The 18461-nt window shown below is 69.9% G+C and carries 12 protein-coding genes; 5 read left to right on the top strand and 7 right to left on the bottom strand.

Annotated features, from left to right (window positions below; all coding sequences use genetic code 11):
* Positions 1 to 10 precede the first annotated feature (10 nt).
* From ACLLJJ_RS41130 to ACLLJJ_RS41100, 7 genes are all read right to left on the bottom strand, one after another.
* Positions 11 to 1780: a fatty acyl-AMP ligase gene (locus ACLLJJ_RS41130; protein WP_434599914.1), complete on the bottom strand. Its 1770-nt coding sequence runs from the start codon at positions 1778 to 1780 to the stop codon at positions 11 to 13.
* Between the two features lie 32 nt (positions 1781 to 1812).
* Positions 1813 to 2925: a glycoside hydrolase family 5 protein gene (locus tag ACLLJJ_RS41125; protein WP_434599913.1), complete on the bottom strand. Its 1113-nt coding sequence runs from the start codon at positions 2923 to 2925 to the stop codon at positions 1813 to 1815.
* A gap of 93 nt (positions 2926 to 3018) precedes the next feature.
* The gene (locus ACLLJJ_RS41120) at positions 3019 to 4686 is read right to left on the bottom strand and encodes a thiamine pyrophosphate-binding protein (protein WP_434599912.1); all 1668 of its coding nucleotides are present in this window, start codon (positions 4684 to 4686) and stop codon (positions 3019 to 3021) included.
* Positions 4679 to 5947, bottom strand: a complete 1269-nt coding sequence (locus ACLLJJ_RS41115; protein WP_434599911.1) for an aldehyde dehydrogenase family protein — start codon at positions 5945 to 5947, stop codon at positions 4679 to 4681. The genes ACLLJJ_RS41120 and ACLLJJ_RS41115 overlap by 8 nt, the downstream gene beginning before the upstream one ends.
* 78 nt (positions 5948 to 6025) lie before the next feature.
* Complete coding sequence (locus tag ACLLJJ_RS41110; protein WP_434599910.1) at positions 6026 to 6943, bottom strand: phytanoyl-CoA dioxygenase family protein; 918 nt, start codon at positions 6941 to 6943, stop codon at positions 6026 to 6028.
* 28 nt (positions 6944 to 6971) lie between these two features.
* Positions 6972 to 8240 carry a beta-ketoacyl-ACP synthase II gene (gene fabF, locus ACLLJJ_RS41105; protein WP_434599909.1) on the bottom strand — a complete coding sequence of 423 codons (1269 nt, stop codon included), beginning with the start codon at positions 8238 to 8240 and terminating at the stop codon, positions 6972 to 6974.
* On the bottom strand, positions 8237 to 9685 hold the full coding sequence (locus ACLLJJ_RS41100) for a class I adenylate-forming enzyme family protein (protein WP_434599908.1): 1449 nt from the start codon (positions 9683 to 9685) through the stop codon (positions 8237 to 8239). Before ACLLJJ_RS41100 ends, fabF begins: the two co-directional genes overlap by 4 nt.
* 558 nt (positions 9686 to 10243) lie before the next feature.
* On the opposite strand from ACLLJJ_RS41100, the gene ACLLJJ_RS41095 reads away from it, so the two are divergent.
* From ACLLJJ_RS41095 to ACLLJJ_RS41075, 5 genes are read left to right on the top strand one after another with little or no spacing between them, the layout of a single operon-like run.
* A complete protein-coding gene (locus ACLLJJ_RS41095) occupies positions 10244 to 10903 on the top strand; it encodes a GNAT family N-acetyltransferase (protein ID WP_434599907.1) in 660 nt (219 codons plus the stop codon).
* Positions 10875 to 16457, top strand: a complete 5583-nt coding sequence (locus tag ACLLJJ_RS41090) for an SDR family NAD(P)-dependent oxidoreductase (protein WP_434599906.1) — start codon at positions 10875 to 10877, stop codon at positions 16455 to 16457. The genes ACLLJJ_RS41095 and ACLLJJ_RS41090 overlap by 29 nt, the downstream gene beginning before the upstream one ends.
* A complete protein-coding gene (gene fabG, locus ACLLJJ_RS41085; protein ID WP_434599905.1) occupies positions 16454 to 17155 on the top strand; it encodes a 3-oxoacyl-ACP reductase FabG in 702 nt (233 codons plus the stop codon). Before ACLLJJ_RS41090 ends, fabG begins: the two co-directional genes overlap by 4 nt.
* Positions 17152 to 17916: an enoyl-ACP reductase FabI gene (gene fabI / locus ACLLJJ_RS41080; RefSeq protein ID WP_434599904.1), complete on the top strand. Its 765-nt coding sequence runs from the start codon at positions 17152 to 17154 to the stop codon at positions 17914 to 17916. The genes fabG and fabI overlap by 4 nt, the downstream gene beginning before the upstream one ends.
* Entirely contained in the window at positions 17900 to 18457 is a 558-nt protein-coding gene (locus tag ACLLJJ_RS41075) for a MaoC family dehydratase (protein WP_434599903.1), read from the top strand. Before fabI ends, ACLLJJ_RS41075 begins: the two co-directional genes overlap by 17 nt.
* Positions 18458 to 18461 lie beyond the last annotated feature (4 nt).

The raw sequence follows: 18461 nt of genomic DNA, 5'->3' as shown, positions 1-18461 counted from the left end.
AGGGCCGGGCTCACGCGGACCCGAGGCGTGCGGGGATCAGCTCTCCACGCAGGTAGTGGTCCCGGCACAGTCCACGCTTGACCTTGCGGCTGCTGGTGCGTGGGATTCCGCCCCAGGCGGTGAGGACGACTTCGGTGACGGTGATGCCGTGCCCGGCCGACACCGCCCGGCGGACGTCGGTCCGGACGCGCTGCAGGTCTGCTCCCTGGTTGCGGACCTCGACGACGGCAACGACCTGCTCGCCGTCGGCCGCGTCGATCGAGAAGACGGCCGTCCCGCCGATTCCCAAGTCCTCGTCGAGAGAGGTCTGCACGGTGAACTCGATGTCGGACGGGTCGTGGTTCTTCCCGTCGATGATGACCAGGTCCTTCAGTCGGCCCGCGATGAACAGCAGTCCCCGGTGCTGGAATCCCAGGTCACCGGTGCGCAGCCATTCGCCCAGCACCGGGGCGCCGTCCGACCCGACGCAGCGGGCCCTGAACACCTCTTCGGTCCGCTCCGGTCTGCGCCAGTAGCCGTCGGCGACGTTGGGTCCCTGTATCCAGATCTCCCCCACCTCCCCCTCGCCGGCCTTTGTCCAGGTCTCGGGGTCGACGATCGTGATGTGGACGTCCTGCAGCGGTACCCCGCACGTCACCATCTGCCGGGCGCCCGGTGCCGTGTCGGCGACGGGCTGCGCCCGCCCTCCGGCGAGGGCGTCACGGTCGAAGGCGTACACCAGCTCCGGCTTGACCCCGACGGGCGGCGCGGTCACCCCGAGGGTGGCCTCCGCGAGACCGTAGGCGGGTCCGTCCAACCCCTCGCGCAGACCGCACGCGGCAAAGGCCCGGTTGAACCGGTCCATACTGTGCGGGCGTACGACTTCGCTGGCGTTGACCATCCCTTCCAGCGAGCTGAGGTCCAGCGTCCGCTTCTGGGCGTCGGTGATGCGGTCGATGCATAGTTCGTACGCGAAGTTGGGCCCGCCGGCCCAGACCGCACGGAAGTCGGTGATGAGTTTCATCCACCGGTACGGCGACTGAATGAACGCGCCGGGGCTGACGTTCACCGCGTGGGCACCCAGGCTGAGTGGTATGGCGAGCCCCATGATCAGACCCATGTCGTGGAAGAAGGGGACCCAGCTCGCGATGACACAGCGGGGTTGCAGGTACACCGTCACCGCCGCGATCTGCCGTACGTTCGCGGCGAGGTTGCCATGGGTGACCCGGACACCGCTGGGGGTGCCGGTGGACCCCGAGGTGTACTGGAGATAGGCCAGCGACGACGAGGAGAGGCGCGGCTCCCGCCAGTCCCGGGCACCTTCCTCGACCAGTTCGTCGATGATCAGCACTTTGGGGTGGGGAGCCCCCGGGGGGGCGAGCAGCGGGGTGACGCGCCCGGCCGTCTCCGCGGTGGTCAGGACCAGGAGCGGATCGGCGTCAGCGAGCACCGCGCTGATCCTGTCCCGGGTCCGGTGGACGTCGGGTGCGGGCAGCGGTACGGCCACCAGCCCGGCGTACAGGCACCCGAGGAAGGCCAGCACGTAGGAGATCTCGTGCGGGCAGACGACGGCGACGCGGGATCCAGCCGGGGCCTCCTTCTGCAGGCAGGCGGCGACGGCACGTGCCTTCAGGTCCAGTTCCGCGTAGGTGACCGTGCGGATGAGTCCGTCGGGGTCGTCGTCGTACTCCGCGAAGGAAACGGCCGGGTCGTCGCCGGAGGTACAAGCGAGTTCCCTCACCCTGGCCACCAGTCCGTCCACGCGCACGTCCAGGGCGGCGGGGTTGGCCTCGGTCCACATGTGCTGAGTCCTTTCGTTTCCCTGGCGCCGGCTCAGTGCTTTTGCAGGATGCGCAGCATCTCGTGGTCCAACTGGTGTCCGTGCCAGTCCTCGTAGGCGACGTCGGCGCGCCCGGAGTCGAGCACCCCGAAGGGCCCCCGCAGGTTCCACAGCGCGTAGCCGATGCCGTGATCAGTCAGCAGCCCCAGCGTGTCGTCCAGCCAGGGCAGCACGACGTCGTGCGGAACCTTGTTGTGCGCACCGGTCTCCCCGGCGTGCACTCCGACACCGGAGGCCGCGAGGTCGAACCATGGCTGGAGGGAGGCCGCAAGCCGGTCGCGGTCCCAGTGGGTCTCCCCGATCACTCCGCGTCCCTGCAGCAGTGTCCTGACGGGCTCTTCGATCTCGGGTGGCGGCGCCGGCAACCGCATGGGCCAGGACGGTTCGTTGCTGGTCAGGTCGAGTCCCTGTGGCGAGTACTCGCAGTGGTGGTGCGACAGGGCCAGCGGTGCGAAACCGTGCAGACTCTGCGCGACCCCGTGTGCGGCGCACCAGTCCGCGGGTACCGGGGTGTAGGCCCAGTCGAGCCCCTCGACGAGCATCAGCCGCTCGGGGTCCTTCGCGCGGATGGCGCGGACGGCCGCCGCGTACACCGCCAGGATGTCGCTGTCCGCGAGGGCGGGCACGAGGTCCGTGGCGGGGGGCTCGTTGACGATGTCGAAACTGAGCCGCTTCGAAGGTGTGCCACGGTAGCGCTCGGCGAGGATCTCCCAGAAGTGGACGAACAGGTCCTGGGAGCCGTACTCGTCAGGCACCCACAGGGTGCCGTGCTCGGGCTCGTTGTAGGGGTAGCCGAAATTGGTGTGGCCGGGGGCACGCCACATGTTGAGGGAGACGTGCAGGTCGTAGGCGGCCCCCAGTTCCACGACCCGGTCGAGGATGGCCAGCCGGTCCTCGGGGTACTGCCGCCGCTCACCGTCCCCGATGAAGTAGAGGTACGAGAACGGGACCCGGACGAAGTCGAATCCCCAGTCGCGCGCCCACCGGAAGTCGTCCTCGCTGACCCGGTTGTTGTCCATCGGCATCAGTTCGCTCCAGCGGGCGCTGGTGGCGAACATCTGGTGCAGGTTAAACCCCCGCCAACGGGGGAGCTTCGTGTTGTCCATGTCTCTCCCTGGTCCTCCCCCAGTGCCTGGCGGAAGCCTCGTTGTCAGTGCGTGCCGGGATGAATCACCCCGTCCGCCGGATGCGTGCGCCGGTCAGTACCCGGCGGCTTCTATGCCGAGTGGCACGTCGTCGTCGGGGACCGGTACGCGGATGACCGAGAACTGGCCTTTACGGGCGCGTGCAGCGGCCTCCCGCAGCGTTGCATCCAGTTCCTGCGGGTCTTCGACGGCCGCTCCCCATCCGCCGAACGCCTCCGCCACCCGGTCGGCCCCGTCCGCCGACCACCGGGTCAGGGCTCTGGCCCGGTCCCCGGTCCGTGAGCGTCTGGGCCAGCCGAAGCCGGCGTTGTCGAAGACCACGACGATCACGCCCAGTTCGTGGAACCGCAGCACGTCGAGTGCGCCGACGCTCATCCGGAAGGCGCTGTCACCGGCCAGCAGCACAGTGGGCCGCTCCGGGCGGGCCAGCGCCGCGCCGACTGCTGCGCCCAGGCCGAATCCCATCATCGTCTGCTCGCCGGGGCACACGACGGAGGTGCCCCGGTCGAGCGACAGCACGGGATAGTGGTAGCTCCAGATGTCGTGCAGCCCGTTCTCCTGGACCAGGTTGAGGTCCGTCCCCAGGACCTCCTGCGCTGCGCGCAGGACCGTTCGTACGGGGGAGGTGGCGAAGCCCGCCGATGCGTGCCGGCGCTGTCCTTCGGCTACGTCGCGCTGCACCGCGGACCATGCGATGTCGGGATCCGTTCCCTGGGCATCTAGCCGGGTGACCAGCTCGTCGACGACCATTCCGACGTCGCCGAGCAGCGCCTGCTGCACCGGGCAGCCCTCGCCGAAGGCCCGCACCGAGTGATCGACCTGGATGATGTCGGTGGTCCGCCAGGACTCCCAGCCCATCCGCGCGGTCTCCTCCAGCTTGCTGCCCAGGACCAGAAGCAGGTCCGCGCCCTCCAGGAGCCTGCCCGCGGGGGGTGTGGTGTAGAGGCCGACAAGTCCGAACGCGCGCTCGTGATCCTCATCGATGACGCCCCGGCCCGCGGCGGTGGTGAAGACGGGGCAGGCCAGCAGGTCGGCCAGTTTCCCCAGCCCGCCGGCGTCGGACCAGCGCGTTCCGCCCCCTGCCACGACAACGGGTCTCCGGGCGTTACGCAGTGCGGCGGCCGCGGTGTCCAACTCGGCCTGCGGCGGCAGGCCGCGCGTGCGGCGAACGGGGGGCAGGGCGGCGGGCACCGCGACCTCTGCCGTCGTCACCTCCTCCGCGATCTCGACCACGGTCAGACAGGGCCCCGCGTCGATAGCCAGCCGCACGGCCCGTCGGACGGCCCAGGCAAGCTGCACCGGGGTCTCGACGAGGTGGGTCCAGCCGGCCAGGGACTCCACCATCCGCAGCTGCTCCAGATGCTGGAAGGCACCCTGCCCGATGTGTTCGGCGGGGACCCGGGTGGTGATGACGACGAGGGGCACGGACAGCGACGCGGCTTCCAGCAGTCCTGCCAGGGCGTTGGCGAAGCTCGGTCCGGAGTTGAGGGCCAGGACAACCGGCTCCCGGCTCGTGATGGCATAGCCGACGGCCGCGCAGGCGGCGATCCGCTGGTCCCCGACGACCCTGACATCGAGCTGGGGGAGGATCTGCGCCGCGTCCAGGAGCCCTGGTTCGTCGGACGGAATGCCGAGGACCATCCGCACACCGGCGTCCGCGAGGGTGTGAGACACCACGCTCCAGCAGTCCTGGGCGGCTGCGTCGCGCACCGCCTCAGCCATGGAGGGCTCGCACGGTTCCGGCTCGGGTCGGTCCCAGTTCCGCGGACAACAGGAGCGGGCGCGCGGTCAGCGACGAGCCCACCCGCACATGGCTGGCTTCGGGGCCGTATCCGCCGAGTGGTTCGTTGCCGTTTTCGGCGTCGAGCGCGGTCTGTTCGCGCAGGACGACACTGTTACCTGCTCGCTGCCCGCGGACGGCGCTCTCTCCGTAGACCGATACGTACATGCCGCGTCGGCGTTCGGAGGGGCTGTCCAGCCACTTGACGATGTCCTCACCCGACGAGTACCGCATGACACAGATGACGGGCGAGAAGAACTCCGGCGGGCGGAAGGACGGGTCCCAGGGAAGGTCGATCACGGTGGGCGTGACGAGGCCGGTCGTGAGATCCGCCTGCCCGCCGGTCACCGTCCGGCCGGGGTGGTTCGACAGGAAGGCGGCCGCCTGCTCCACCGCGTCCGGGTAACTCAGCGGCGCCACGGTCGTGGTGGGGTCGGCGAGCGGCCCGACAGGAACATTCGCCACGGCCTCGCCCATCGCTGTGAGGAGGTCGTCGGCCACGTCGTCGTGCGCGAAGACGATGTCGGGGCACAGACAGTCCTGACCCGAGTTGTACAGGCGGGTACGCACCACGTCCTCGGCGACGGTTTTCACATCGGCGTCCGCGCCGACGACCACGGGGTTCGGCCCCGAGCCGAAGGCGAGGAGAGCGGTGCGGTCCGGTAGCCGGTCGCCCACCGCAAGGGCGTTGGCGGGGCGTCCGTTGAAAACCACGACGTCCGACTCCGCGCATCTGGCGATGAATTGGCGCTGCGTCAGTGATACGAGTTCGATGGGCAGTGTTCCGCGGAAGGCCGCGTCCGACGTGATGATCCGGTGGATGTGCTGGGACTGGGATGCGACCCGCTGGGAGGGGCGCATCGTGATGTGCGAGGAGTAGAGCAGAGGAATGAGGCCGAACAGTACGTACGAGTAAAGGACGTTGTTCGACGGCAGGAAAACACCCAGGCCTCCTACGGTACGAGGACGATGCGCGGCCAGCTCGGCCGATGCGCCGCGCAACGCGGCAACGGAGTTGCTGATCTCGTCGACTGCCGCCGTCCGCGTCCCGAACGTCTCCAGGGTGGCTACCAACTCCGCGCGGTTGTCCCACAGCACCCCGGCCGCCTGCTCGGCGAGGTCGCCGGGGCTGCTGCCGGGCGGCGCACCCCGCACCGTGACGGCGCTCCCGCGCGGGGCCGCGCCTGCCAGTGGTTCGGACACGTTTCCTCCTGTGATCGGGGATGACCTGCGGTCGGACGGGGATGATCGGCCCTGGTGGGCGAGGGTCGGGCCGGTAGCTCAGGCGAAGTCGCCGCGGCGCAGGGCCTTCAGCGGATCGCCGTTGTCGTACATGCCGACCAAACCTCCGTCGACCCGGGTGGCGTCATGGGCGACGTATCCCAACAGCGCGAGCAGGTCGTCCCCGAGCGCGGCGGCCTTCTTCGGCGGAACCGCCAGCATGTTGTTGTCCACCGGGCGCAGCCAGCCCGCGCAGTAGCTGAGCGCCAGCCCGCGTCGCGCCTGGTCCTTGGTCTTGTTGGCGCCGCCGCCGTGCAGGACGTCCCCGCGGAAGAGCAGCGCGTCACCCGGCTCCATGACCGCGCGCGAGATCTGATCCATTCTTGGTCGTTCACCGAGGGGCCACTGGCAGCTGCCGGGTACCACCCGGGTCGCCCCGGTCTCCTCGGTGAAGGGCGTCAGCGCGATCATCGCGGTGACATTCCACGGGTGCTCCTCGCGGGGCAGGTGCGGCCACCAGGAGCCGGTGTCCCGGTGGATCAACTGCGCCGACTCGCGCGGGCCTATCTGGATCAGCTCGGCGAGGCTGAGCAGGATCTCGTTGGACCAGTGGCCGAGCATGCGCCGCATGCTCGCAACGATCTCGGCATGGGCGATGAGGGGGTGCGACGCCTGGATCTTCCCGGGTACCCCGTGCAGCCGCAGCGTCTTGCGGCCGAGGAACTTGTCGTACAGCTGCGAGCCGGTGTCCGACCCCGTGGTGCGGGGGTTGTCCTGGAGCCAGGCGTCGAGTTCGCGATTGAAGTCGTCGACGAGTGAACGTGCCACAAGCCCCGGCACGATGGCCGCGCCGACCGTGCGGACACTCTCTTCGATGGCCGGCCAGTCGTAGGGCGCGCGGTAGAGCGGTACGGCCGGGCGGCCGGGGTGCGGGGTGTAAGTGGCCGTCTCGGCCGGCTCTCGGGGAGCTGTCTCCACGATGGTTTTTCCTCTCTTCCTTGAACGATCACTGCGCGGGGCGCCACTGCCGCAGCACGAGCACGGCGTTGTGTCCGCCGAAGCCGAAGGAGTTGCTGACGGCGACGTCCACCGCGTGTGTCTGTGCCTTGTGTGCGACGAAGTTCAGGCCGGGGTCCTCGGGATCGTCACAGTTGATCGTCGGAGGGACCTGACCGGTCTTGATGGCTTCCATCGCGGCAATGGCCTCGACGGCCCCTGCGGCGCCGAGCATGTGCCCCGTCATGCTCTTGATCGAGCTGATCGGGATGGCTTCGGCACGGTCCCCGAAGACACTCCGGATTACCTTGACCTCGGTGGTGTCGTTCTTCGGGGTGCTGGTGCCGTGCGCGTTGATGTAGCCGACGTCCGCCGGTGTGACACCGGCGTCGGCCAGGGCCTGGCGGGCCGCCCGCTGAGCGGGCAGCCCTTCCGGGTGCGGGGCGGTGACGTGGTACGCGTCGGTCGTCGCTCCGTAGCCGGCGAGTTCGGCGTGGACTCTCGCCCCACGGTGCTGAGCGTGCTCCTCGCTCTCCAGCACGACCACGCCGGCGCCCGCGCTCATCACAAAGCCGTCGCGCGCCTTGTCGAAGGGCCGACAGGCCTTCTGCGGATCGTCGTTGCGGCGTGACAGGGCCTGCGACATCGCCGCACCGTTGATGTCGAGCCGGGTGATGGAGTCGTCCACACCGCCTGCGATTACCACGTCTGCCACGCCGAGGCGGATCATGCGCATGGCCTCGCCCAGACAGGTGCTGCCGGTGGCGCAGGCCGTGGTCATGCAGGTCGACGAGCCCTGCAGGCCGAACCGCAGTGACACCTCGCCCGCCGCCGCGTCCACACTGCTGGTGGCGAAGAAGAACGGGCTGACCGCTCGCGGCCCGCGTTGGACCAGCGCCTCCTGCGCGGCGACCGAGGAACGTGTGGGACCGCTGGCGGACCCCAGCACCACGGCGACCCGGGGGGCGAGTTCCGCCGTGATTTCCAGGCCCGCATCCCGGACCGCCTCCTCGGCAGCGACCAGCGCCAGCTGTACCGAGCGGTCCATCCGGCGCGCGATCTTTCGCGGGAGGTAGGCCTCGGGGTCGAAATCCTTGATCTCCCCGCCGATCCGCACCGGGAGGTCCTGTGTCTCGATACCGGTCAGCTGGCCGATGCCACTGCGCCCGTCCAACAGGTTGGCCCAGGTCTCGGGCCAGCTCAGGCCCAGTGGTGAGACCACTCCCCGACCGGTGACGACGACCCGGCCCGCACGGTGCGAACGTATGGCGCTGCTCACGTTCTTCTCCCTTGGTGAAAGTCCCGCCGGGCCCGTTCTTCGAGCGAGGGGAGATCAGTTTTGTCCTTGCTGTTCACTGGAAAGCTGTCCATGACCACGACGAGATTGGGCAGTTCGTAGCGTTCGAGAACCGCCGCGAATCGCGCGTGCCACTCGGCGGCCGGGCGTTGGTGCGGATCCTCGACCAGGTAGACCAGCCGCAGGCCGCCCCGCTCGTCCTCGATGGGCGCCACATGCACCGGGCGTCCGCACTGCTCTGCCTTGCGTGCCAGGTGCGCCGGGTAGAGCGTGTATCCGTGCCGGGTGAGTGCGGACAGCCGGCCCAGCACCCGCAGGCTCCCCCGGTCGTCGAGCACCCCCAGGTCGTGCGTCCGGTAGGCGCCCGGCCTCACGGGCGTGGGCGCACCGCCGTCGGGCGCGAGGTAGCCGGACATCACGTCGGGGGTCTGCACCCAGACCTCGCCCGGCCGGCCCGCCGGAAGGCTGCGGCCCTGCTCGTCGCGGATCGTCACCTCCACCCCGTCCAGTGGCAGGCAGAGATCGGGGTCGCCAGGCGCGGCGAGCGCGATGTTGCCCAGCTCGGAGGTGCCGTAGCCGTCAAGGAGCGGTCCGCCCATCACGGCGTGGAAATCGCGGGCCAGCCGGTCGTCGAGGGGCGCCCCGCCCACGCACCACAGGCGAATCCGGTCCCTTTGGTCCGCCAGCGCCGGGCGGCGCTTCAGCAGCCGCAGCAGCGAACGGTACGTGGAGGGGGTGGCGTCCACCGCGGTCGCGCCGTGCTCGGCGAGCACCCGCAGGGCGCGATCGAGCCGTCGGTAGGGTGCCAGCAGCAGGCCGCATCGCGCCATGTGGGCAAGCAGCACCAGTGAAAACCCGTACTGGTGGGAGAACGGCAACAGTGGCGCGAGTACATCGGCCGGGCGATAGCCCATGCGCTGCGCGGATCTGTGGGTGTTGGCCATGATGCTCGCGCCTGAGCGCACGATCATCTTTGGCTCGCCCGTGGACCCGGACGACCAGGTGACGAGTGCGTCGGCGCGCCGCTCCCACGCGTCGAGGCGCAGCCGGGACGCAGGGGACCCGTGCGGTGCTTCCGCGGGGACCCGGGCACCGACCAGAGCGGTCAGGTCGAGCACGGGCAGCGCACCCGTCAGCTCCGCCGGCGAACCTGTGTCCTGGAGCAGCCAGTTGGCACCGGCCTGCACAGCGGCACGCTCCGCGGAGTGCGCCGAGCGGGCCCGGTCGACCAGCGCGATGCCGGCGCCCAAGTGCATGAGTCCGAGCAACGCCCTCACGAAGGCCGCGGAGTTGTCCGCGTACAGCGCCACCCGGTGGTTGGGCCGCACCCCCGCCTCGGCCAGGGCCTCGGCAGTCGTGGAGTCCTCGGATCCCGGCCGGACGAGGGGATCGATCGCGCTGCCGGCCTCTTCGACGAGCAGGCTCATGGCCTGCACCTGTCGAACGCGGCACATCGTTGCTCTGCCGGCATGTCATCTCCTGTCTCGGTGATCCCGACGCGGGTGTACTTCTACGGCAGAGAAGGGCCATCTGCCGGAGGGAGCGTGCGGGGCGCTGTGTACAAGCGGGAGCGTCCATGGGTTCCATAAAGTCGTTTGTGCGCCTTACGGCCAACCTCTTGCCCAAGACGCTAACCGACCCGAACACCTTTCATAGGGAGTCCGGAGGCAAAGCCGTCGAGACTACGGCACTTGAACATCTCAGAGGGCTTGCTCTCTGCCTGAGAAGGAACACATCGTGCAGGCCGAGGCCGGCCTCCCGACGGATAGTGCGGCACTTGGCGCGGACCGTGGAATTCCCGTACTTTTTCTCCTTGACAACGGCATGCGCCGACTGTTGGCTTACGGACGAACAGCTGCCCTCGGCGACTCGCCCACGGCTTCCCATCCACCGCAGGCCGCCACGTGCGAATCCCACGCACGACACGCACCGCGGTGTACTGGCACCGCATCACTTTCCGTTCCAGCGCCACGAGAGTGAGATAAATGCAAGGGGAATTTGTTTCACTGCGGCCCATCAGGGACCGCGACGACTACGACCTGATAGCCCTGTGGTCGGCGTCCGATGCGGGGTCCTACTCTTCCGGCAGCCAGGTCTTCCTGACCGGCGAGGCCATGGAAGCCTTCGTGGCCAAGCACGGAATCAACTACCTCATGGTCGTGGATCGCAGCGGCGAACCCGTGGGAGGAGTCAGCTGGCAGCAGCTCGCCTACGCGGGGAGTTTCGAGGTCGGCAACGTCGTGGGCTCCTCCGATCTCTGGGGCCTGGGCTACGGCGTGGAATCAGTCAATCTGCTGCTGGAGTTCCTCTTCCATCAGCGCAACGCGCACCGCATCCACCTGATGACCGGTCTTTTCAATAAGCAGATGGTGCAGATCTTCCTCACCGGCCCGATCAGGACGGAGGGTGTTCTGCGGGACTTCTTCTTCCTCGACGGCGAATATCACGACGCTCTCGTCGGTTCTTTGTTGCGCGAGGAGTACTACGCATTCCTGAAAAGCCTGGGGACTCAGCCGAACGACATGGTACCCGTGGCAGACAAAGCGGCCGCCAGGACCATGTTGAACCGTCGGATATCCGAGTTCCCCGCCATACGGCCTGACGGCCGATCGGGAGGTGAAGGCAGTGACACTTCCGCGGCGTGAACTGACGTCCTGGATCGTCGATTGGGTCGCCGGGAGCGCACAGATGTCCCGCGACACGGTCGAGCCCGATCACCCCTTCGGTGACTACGGTCTTTCCTCGGTGAAACTCGTCTCCCTTTCCGGGGAGCTCGGTGATCTGCTCGGCCGGGAACTGCCCGTAGACATCGCCTACAGCTTCCCGACCGTGGCAGCCCTGGCGGATCACCTGTCCGCCGCTCCCCAAGAGGCCCCTTCCGGCGGACCGGCCGTGGTCGGCGCCCCCGAGGACGCCGAGCCCATCGCCGTCGTGGGAGTCGGCTGCCGCTTTCCCGGTGACGTCCACGGCCCGGACCAGTACTGGCAGTTCCTCCTCGACGGCGGCACCGGCATCCGCCGCATCCCCGAAGGGCGTTGGTCCTCTCTGCCGGTCGGCGACCCCAGCCGGTCGGGCTCCGCCGGGCTGGGTGGTTTCCTCGACGGGATCGAGGAATTCGATGCCTCCTTCTTCGGTATCTCGCCCCATGAGGCGACGATGATGGATCCGCAGCAGCGCCTCGTTCTCGAAGTCGCCTGGGAAGCGCTGGAACACGCGGGAATTCCACCGCACACCCTCCGGGGAGAGCGCGCCGGCGTCTTCATCGGCGCCGCCACGTCCGACTACGCACCCTCCAACGCGCAGGACATGGGCGGCTGGAGCGCGACCGGCGCCTCCATGGGAGTGATCGCGAGCCGGCTCTCCTACGTCCTGGGTGCCCGGGGTCCCAGCATGCTGGTCGACACGGCGTGCTCGGCCTCCCTGGTCGCCATCCATCTCGCCTGCCGGAGCCTGCGCTCCGGCGAGAGCAGCCTTGCCCTGGCCGGCGGGGTGAATCTGCTGCTCACCCCCGCCGTATCGGTGGCGTTCGAGGAAGCCGGTGTGCTCTCGCCCGACGGGCACTGCCGGACCTTCGACGCCCAGGCGCACGGCTACGGCCGGGCCGAGGGAAGCGGCGTCGTGGTGCTCAAGCGCCTCACCGATGCCCGGCGCGACCAGGACCGGGTCCTGGCGGTGGTCTGCGGCAGCGCGATCAACCACAACGGGCGCTCCAACGGCCTCATGGCACCGAGCCGCACCGCCCAGGCCGAACTCCTGCAGGCCGCCTACCAGGATGCGGGCATCCCACCCGCTGCTGTGGACTACATCGAGGCCCACGGCACCGGCACCGTGGTCGGCGACCCCATCGAGATCGGCGCCATCACCGAGGTCACGGGTGAGGGACGCGCAGCGGACCGTCCGCTGCTCCTCGGCGCCGTGAAGACGAATCTGGGGCACCTGGAAGCGGCGGCCGGCGTCGCCGGGTTCGTGAAGACCGTGCTGGCGCTGCACCACGGCGAGATACCGCCCACGCTCAACTTCGCCGCGCTCAACCCAGCCGTACCGGCCGACGCTCCGGTGTCGGTGGTGACCGGCCGGACGTCCTGGCCCACCGGCCGTGGCACCCGAACGGCCGGAGTCAGCGCGTTCGGGTTCGGCGGCGCCAACGCACACGTCGTCCTGCAGGAGGCGCCCCCGGCCGCCGACCGCCAGGACACGGCGCCGCCGACCGGCACCCCGCGGCCCGTAGTAGTCACGGTCGACGGCAGTTCGGTCTGTGCGTACCAGGCCGAGGCGGCCCAGCTGCGCGACTGGCTTTCGGAGCACCGGGACGAGGTGACGATCAAGGACCTGGCCCACACCACCACGGTCCGGCGCACCCATGGCCCACTGCGGGCCGCCGTCGTCGCCCGCGACACCGGCACGCTGCTCGATCGCCTTGATCTGCTGGCCACCGAAGGCGGCGGGGGCGGCATCACCACCGGGACCGAACGGCACAGCGCACAACCGGTGTTCGTCTTCTCCGGCCAGGGATCCCAGTGGGCGGGCATGGCCCGCGAACTGCTCACCGAGGACCCTGTTTTCACCCGGGTGCTGACGGAACTGGACACGCTCATCGGCGAAGAATCCGGCTTCTCCGTGCGCGAGGTACTGGAGAACGCCGACGACGCGGCGCTCGCCCCCATCGATGTGGTGCAGCCCGTCCTCTTCGCGGTGCAGGTCGCCCTGGCCGCCGCCTGGCAGGCCCGGGGTGTCGAACCGGTGGCGGTGATCGGTCACTCCATGGGTGAGGCGGCGGCCGCGGTCGTCAGCGGCGCTCTCACGCGGCAGGAGGGGGTTCAGGTCACCTGCCGGCGTTCACGGCTGATGAAAAGGATCGCGGGCCGGGGCGCCATGGCAGTCTTCCCCGTAGCTGCCCAGGCAATGGAGGAATACCTCAGCGCTGGCGGAGCCGCGGGCTCCGTGACGACCGCCGCGCACCTCAGCCCCACCGCCACCGTGGTCTCCGGCTCCCCGGAGGCTGTGAACGCCCTGCTCGACTCCCGGGCGCAGGAAGGCATCGACGGCCTCCTGGTTCAGGTGGACGTCGCGTCGCACTCTCCGCAGGTTGACCAGATCCTCGGCGAACTGGCCGACGAGTTGGCCGCGCTGCGACCCCGCCCACCCCGGATCCCGTTGTACTCCACCGTCGCGGCGGGCCGGGAAGCGCGGATGGACGCCCAGTACTGGGTCGACAATCTCAGAGAGCCCGTCATGCTGGCCGACGCGGTACGCGCCGCCGCACAGGACGGACACGAGGTGTTCGTCGAGGTCAGCCCGCACCCGGTGCTGGCCCGTCCGCTCCACGACACACTGGACGCCATCGGCATCACCGATGCGGTGATCCAGCCGACGCTGCGGCGGGGTGAACACCCCCTGGAGGTCCTCGCGGAGGGCTCCGCGCGTCTGCACTGCCACGGGCACCGGATCGTCTGGAACCAGGTGTGGGCCGGCGGGACCCTGCTCGCACTGCCGCCACGCAACTGGGACCACCAGCCGTACTGGCTCGCGGACGCGCCACCCCCCGCCGCCGTGCTGCCGTCGGCCGAGCACCCTCTGCTCGGTCACCGCACCGAGCCCGCCGACCGGCCGGGCACCTTCATCTGGCAGGCCGCCCTTACGGCGCCCAGCCTGCCTTGGCTGACCCAGCACACCGCCGCCGGGTCGCGCTCCTTGCCGGCGGGCGCCCACGGCGAACTGATGCTCGCGGCGGGACGCGCGATCGGACTGCGCTCCCCCGCCGTCCGGGACCTGGCGTTTTACAGCCCTGTGCCGACGGACAGTGCGCCACTCACGCTCCAGACGGTATGCACGACGGACCCGGGCGCTCCGTCCGCCACCGTGCAGGTGTTCGCCCGGGCCGAGGGTGCGCACGAGTGGCAGCAGTGCGCTTCGGCACGGCTGCACGCCAATGCCGGGCCTCTCCTGTCCGGGCCACCTCCCGCCCGGCCCGCCGGGACCGCGGTGCTCGCCGCGGAGCACTATGCCTCCGCCGAAAGGCACGGCCTGGTGCTCGGCGCCGCGCTGCGCACCGTGGAGGAGCTGTTCACCGGCCCGGGTACCGCCGAGGCGCTGCTCGGCCTGCCCGGGTCCGCCGGTGAGGACTCCCGCTACGTCATTCACCCGGCACTTCTCACCGGCTGTCTGGAGACACTCGCCGCGGCGGCAGGAAGCGCTCGGCCCCAGGGTGCCTTCACGGTGGCCGGGATCGGCTCGATGCGCACAGCGTCCTCCGAGAATCTCGCCGTGACCCGTGTGACGGCAGCGGTGTCCCCCGGCAGCGCGGGCGACACGGTCGAGGGAAGTTGCACGCTGTGGAGCGGCGACCTGGCCGTCGCCGAACTCACCGGCGTACGCCTGGCGCGGGTCGCGGCGGACGACGACGGCGCCGGGGCGGTGACGCCCCCGGAGTGGTCGCTCGACCTCGTCTGGCAACCCGAACCTGTGAGCGCCCCTGCCCGGCGAGCGGGCGGCGACTGGCTGGTCATCGGCGACCACCCGGATCTCATTGCCGCACTGCGTGCGCTAGGGGTGCGCTGCCATGTGCTGCCGACGCCACCGGCGCAGGGCGAAGAGGCCTGGGCGGCCCGGCTGACCACAGCGCTGGAGGCGCACGGCACCCTCGATCGCGTGCTGTTCGCCGCCGGGCTGGGGGTCAGGGGCAGCGCTCCGGCGTCCGCCGCATCGCTGACCTCCGCCGCCGTGACCGCGGTACGGGCCCTGGCCTCGGCGGGCTCCGGCGCGCCGCTCCTGTCCTTCGTCACCTGTGGCGCCCAACGCATCGGCCACGAGGACACGTTGAACCCCTCTCAGGCGGTGCTGTGGGGACTCGGCCGGAGCGTCAGTCTGGAGCACCCCGGCCTGTGGGGCAGCCTGATCGACCTCGATCAGGCTGACACCGCCTCCTGGGCGGAGCAGATCCTCGGCGCCGCCCAGGGTGACCAGAGCGCCTTCCGGGCCGGCGTCCGCCATGTACCGCGCCTGACGCCGAGCGCCCCGGCAGCGGACCCCGCTGCCGTCGGCCCCGAGCCCGATCCGCCCTTCGGCGGGGGCAGCCATCTCGTGGTGGGCGCCAGCGGCTCCCTCGCGCCGCACTTGATACGCCAACTCGTCGGGCTGGGTGCGCGCTGCCTGGTCCTGCTCTCCCGCAAGCCCGCCGAACAGCCGGACCCCGCGACCTCCTCGCTCCCCGAGGGGATCAGGATCGTACGGGTCGCGGCCGACGTGGCCGACCAAGAGGCCCTGGCGGAGCTGTTCGCCCGGTTCGGAACCGACCTGCCCCCGCTGCGCGCCGTCTACCACGCGGCTTTCTCGCGCCAAGTCGTCCCGATCGTGGACATGACCCGGGCGCACATCGACGACATGTTCCGCGCCAAGGTGACCGGTTCCGCGGCGCTGCACACCCTCGCCGCCGACCACCACGTGGCCGACATGGTCAGCCTGTCGTCGACCACCGGCCTGCTCGGCTCCGGCGGCCTGGCGCACTACGCGGCTGCCAGCTGCTACCAGGACATGCTGGCCCACGCCTGGAGCAGACGCGGTCTGCGCGTCAGGACTCTCGTACTGGGCCCCTGCGCCGAGGGCCTTGCGGGGACACCGGAGGCCGACGTGGTGAAGGCTTCGGGTCTGCGTCTCATGCCGGGCCGGCTCGCGCTGGCCCCGGTGCGCGACCTGCTGACGCAACGTCGGGAGCATCTGGTGGTCGCCGACGCCGACTGGGCGGAGGTGGCCACCGCGCTCGCCATGGCCACCGGCTCGCCGCTGCTCGACACCCTGACCGGAGCCCGTAGCCCTGCGAAGGGTGAACAGCGGCCACCCGTCGTGCTCTCCACCCCGCCGGCGGGCAACGACGTCAAAGCCCACGCCCTCGCCCCGCCCCTCAGCGGTGTACGTACCCGACAGGCCCTCGAAACGCTGGTGCAGCAGGAAGTGGCCCGCGCCATGGGGTGCGCCCCCGCAGCGGTGCGCACCCGGCAGAACCTCTTCTCCCTCGGCATGGACTCGTTGATGAGCCTGGTGGTCCTGCGCAGGCTGCGCGCCGAACTGGCCCTCGACCTCGACCCCAAGGACCTTCACCAACACCCCACGGTGGCGTCGCTCGCCGCGTTCCTGTCGACCTTTTCCTCGGGCTTTTCGCCGGACTCTCCGTCGGGCACCGCAAAGGAGGACCACACATCATGAGCCGAGTGGCACTCGTCACGGGCGGCAACCGCGGCATCGGCCTGGCCGTGGCGCGACAGCTGGCCAAGGACGGCCTTGAGGTCGCGGTCACCTACCGTAGTGACCCACCCCCCGAGTTCTTCGGCGTACGGTGCGACGTCCGCGACACCGAGTCGGTCGACCGGGCCGTTGCTGAGGTCCAGGAGAGGCTGGGGCCGGTCGACGTCCTGGTCGCCAATGCGGGCATCACCCGCGACCGGCCGTTCCTCACCATGTCGGAGGAGGAGTTCACCGATGTGGTGGACACCAATCTGATGGGTTCCTACCGCGTCACGCGCCGAGTGGTGCGCGACATGATGCGCCGCCGCAGTGGTCGCATCGTGATGGTCTCTTCGGTGGCGGGTCTGGTCGGCTCCGCCGGGCAGGCGAACTACGCCTCCTCCAAGGCCGGCCTCGTCGGCCTGGCCCGTTCGCTGGCGCTGGAACTGAGCGGGCGCGGGATCACGGTGAACGTGGTGGCTCCTGGCTGGATCGCCACAGACATGACGTCCGCGCTGCCCGAGAAGGTGACCGCAACCATGCACACACAGGTGCCTCTGGGACGGCAGGGAACGGCCGAAGAGGTCGCCGAGGTGGTGGCGTTCCTGGCCGGCGAGGGCGCTGGCTATGTGACCGGCGCGGTTCTGCCGGTCGATGGCGGCCTTTCCCTTGGGCGGTGATGTCGGTGCTCAGTGGGAAAAGCATCCTGGTGACAGGCGTGATCACCACCTCGTCCATCGCGTTCCACACCGCCCGGGAGGCCCAACTCGCAGGTGCCCAGGTCGTTCTGACGGGTCTGCGGCCGCGCCTGGTCAACCGCATCGCTGCCCGGCTTCCTCACCCCGCCCCGGTCGTGGAGCTGGATGTGACCGACACCGAGCAGCTGCGCACCCTGGCGGGCCGCGTCACCGAGCACACCGACCGCCTCGACGGGGTACTGCACTCGATCGCCTACGCCCCACAAGGCGCGCTGGGCGGGCGGTTCATGGAAACTCCGTGGGAGGACGTCGCCACGGCCGTCCACACCTCGGCCTACTCCCTGAAATCACTGGTGAGTTCGGTGCTTCCACTGATGAGCGAGGGAGGTTCGGTTGTCGGTCTCGACTTCGACGCGTCCGTCTCCTGGCCGGACTACGACTGGATGGGCGTGGCCAAGGCAGGTCTGGAGTCCACGGCCCGATACCTGGCTCGCTACCTGGGGCCGCAAGGAATCCGGGTCAACCTTGTCGCCGCGGGGCCGTTGAACACACTCGCCGCCGGCCGAGTGTCCGCAACCTCAGAAAAGGACACCGCCTGGGCCGACAACGCTCCGCTCGGCTGGGACGAAGCCAATGCCACACCGGTGGCCAGGGCCTGCGTCGCGCTGCTGTCGGACTGGTTCACCGCCACCACTGGGGAGATCGTGCACGTCGACGGAGGCGTTCATGCCATGGGATTCTGAGACCGAGGGGGACGCGGCACTGTCCCTGTCGGACATCGCCGAGTGGTACACCACCAGGATCGGCAAGGAGATGGGCCCCGGCCCCTGGCACACGGTCACCCCGGCCGACGTGATGCGTTTCGCCGACGCGACCCACGACTGGCAGTGGATTCACCTGGACGCCGAGCGGGCGCTCAACGGCCCCTACGGTGTGCCGGTCGCCCACGGGTTCTACGCCCTCTCCCTCGTCCCCCACCTCACCTCCTCCCTGCTCGACCTGCGCTGGACTTCCCTGGGTCTGAACTACCGGGTCGACCGGGTGCGTTTCCCCGCCCCCCTCCCCGTCGGCGTACGGATCCGGGCCGGCGCACACATCAAGAGCGTCCGCGTCAGACCGCGGGACTTCCTGGAAGTCGTTCTCGCGGTCTCGGTGACAGCCGAGGGCCAGAGCGTGCCTGCCTGCACCGTCGACCATGCCCGCCTCTACCAACTCGCGCCCGGAGCAACACTCCCGGTCGACGGGCCGGTGGACTTCACCCCCGATCCGCGCCCCGGCTCCTGAACCG

Source organism: Streptomyces sp. A5-4, assembly GCF_051131715.1.
Taxonomy (GTDB): Bacteria; Actinomycetota; Actinomycetes; order Streptomycetales; family Streptomycetaceae; genus Streptomyces.
The sequence above is the reverse complement of the archived record's forward strand: the minus strand, read 5'-3'. Positions and strand labels throughout refer to the sequence as shown.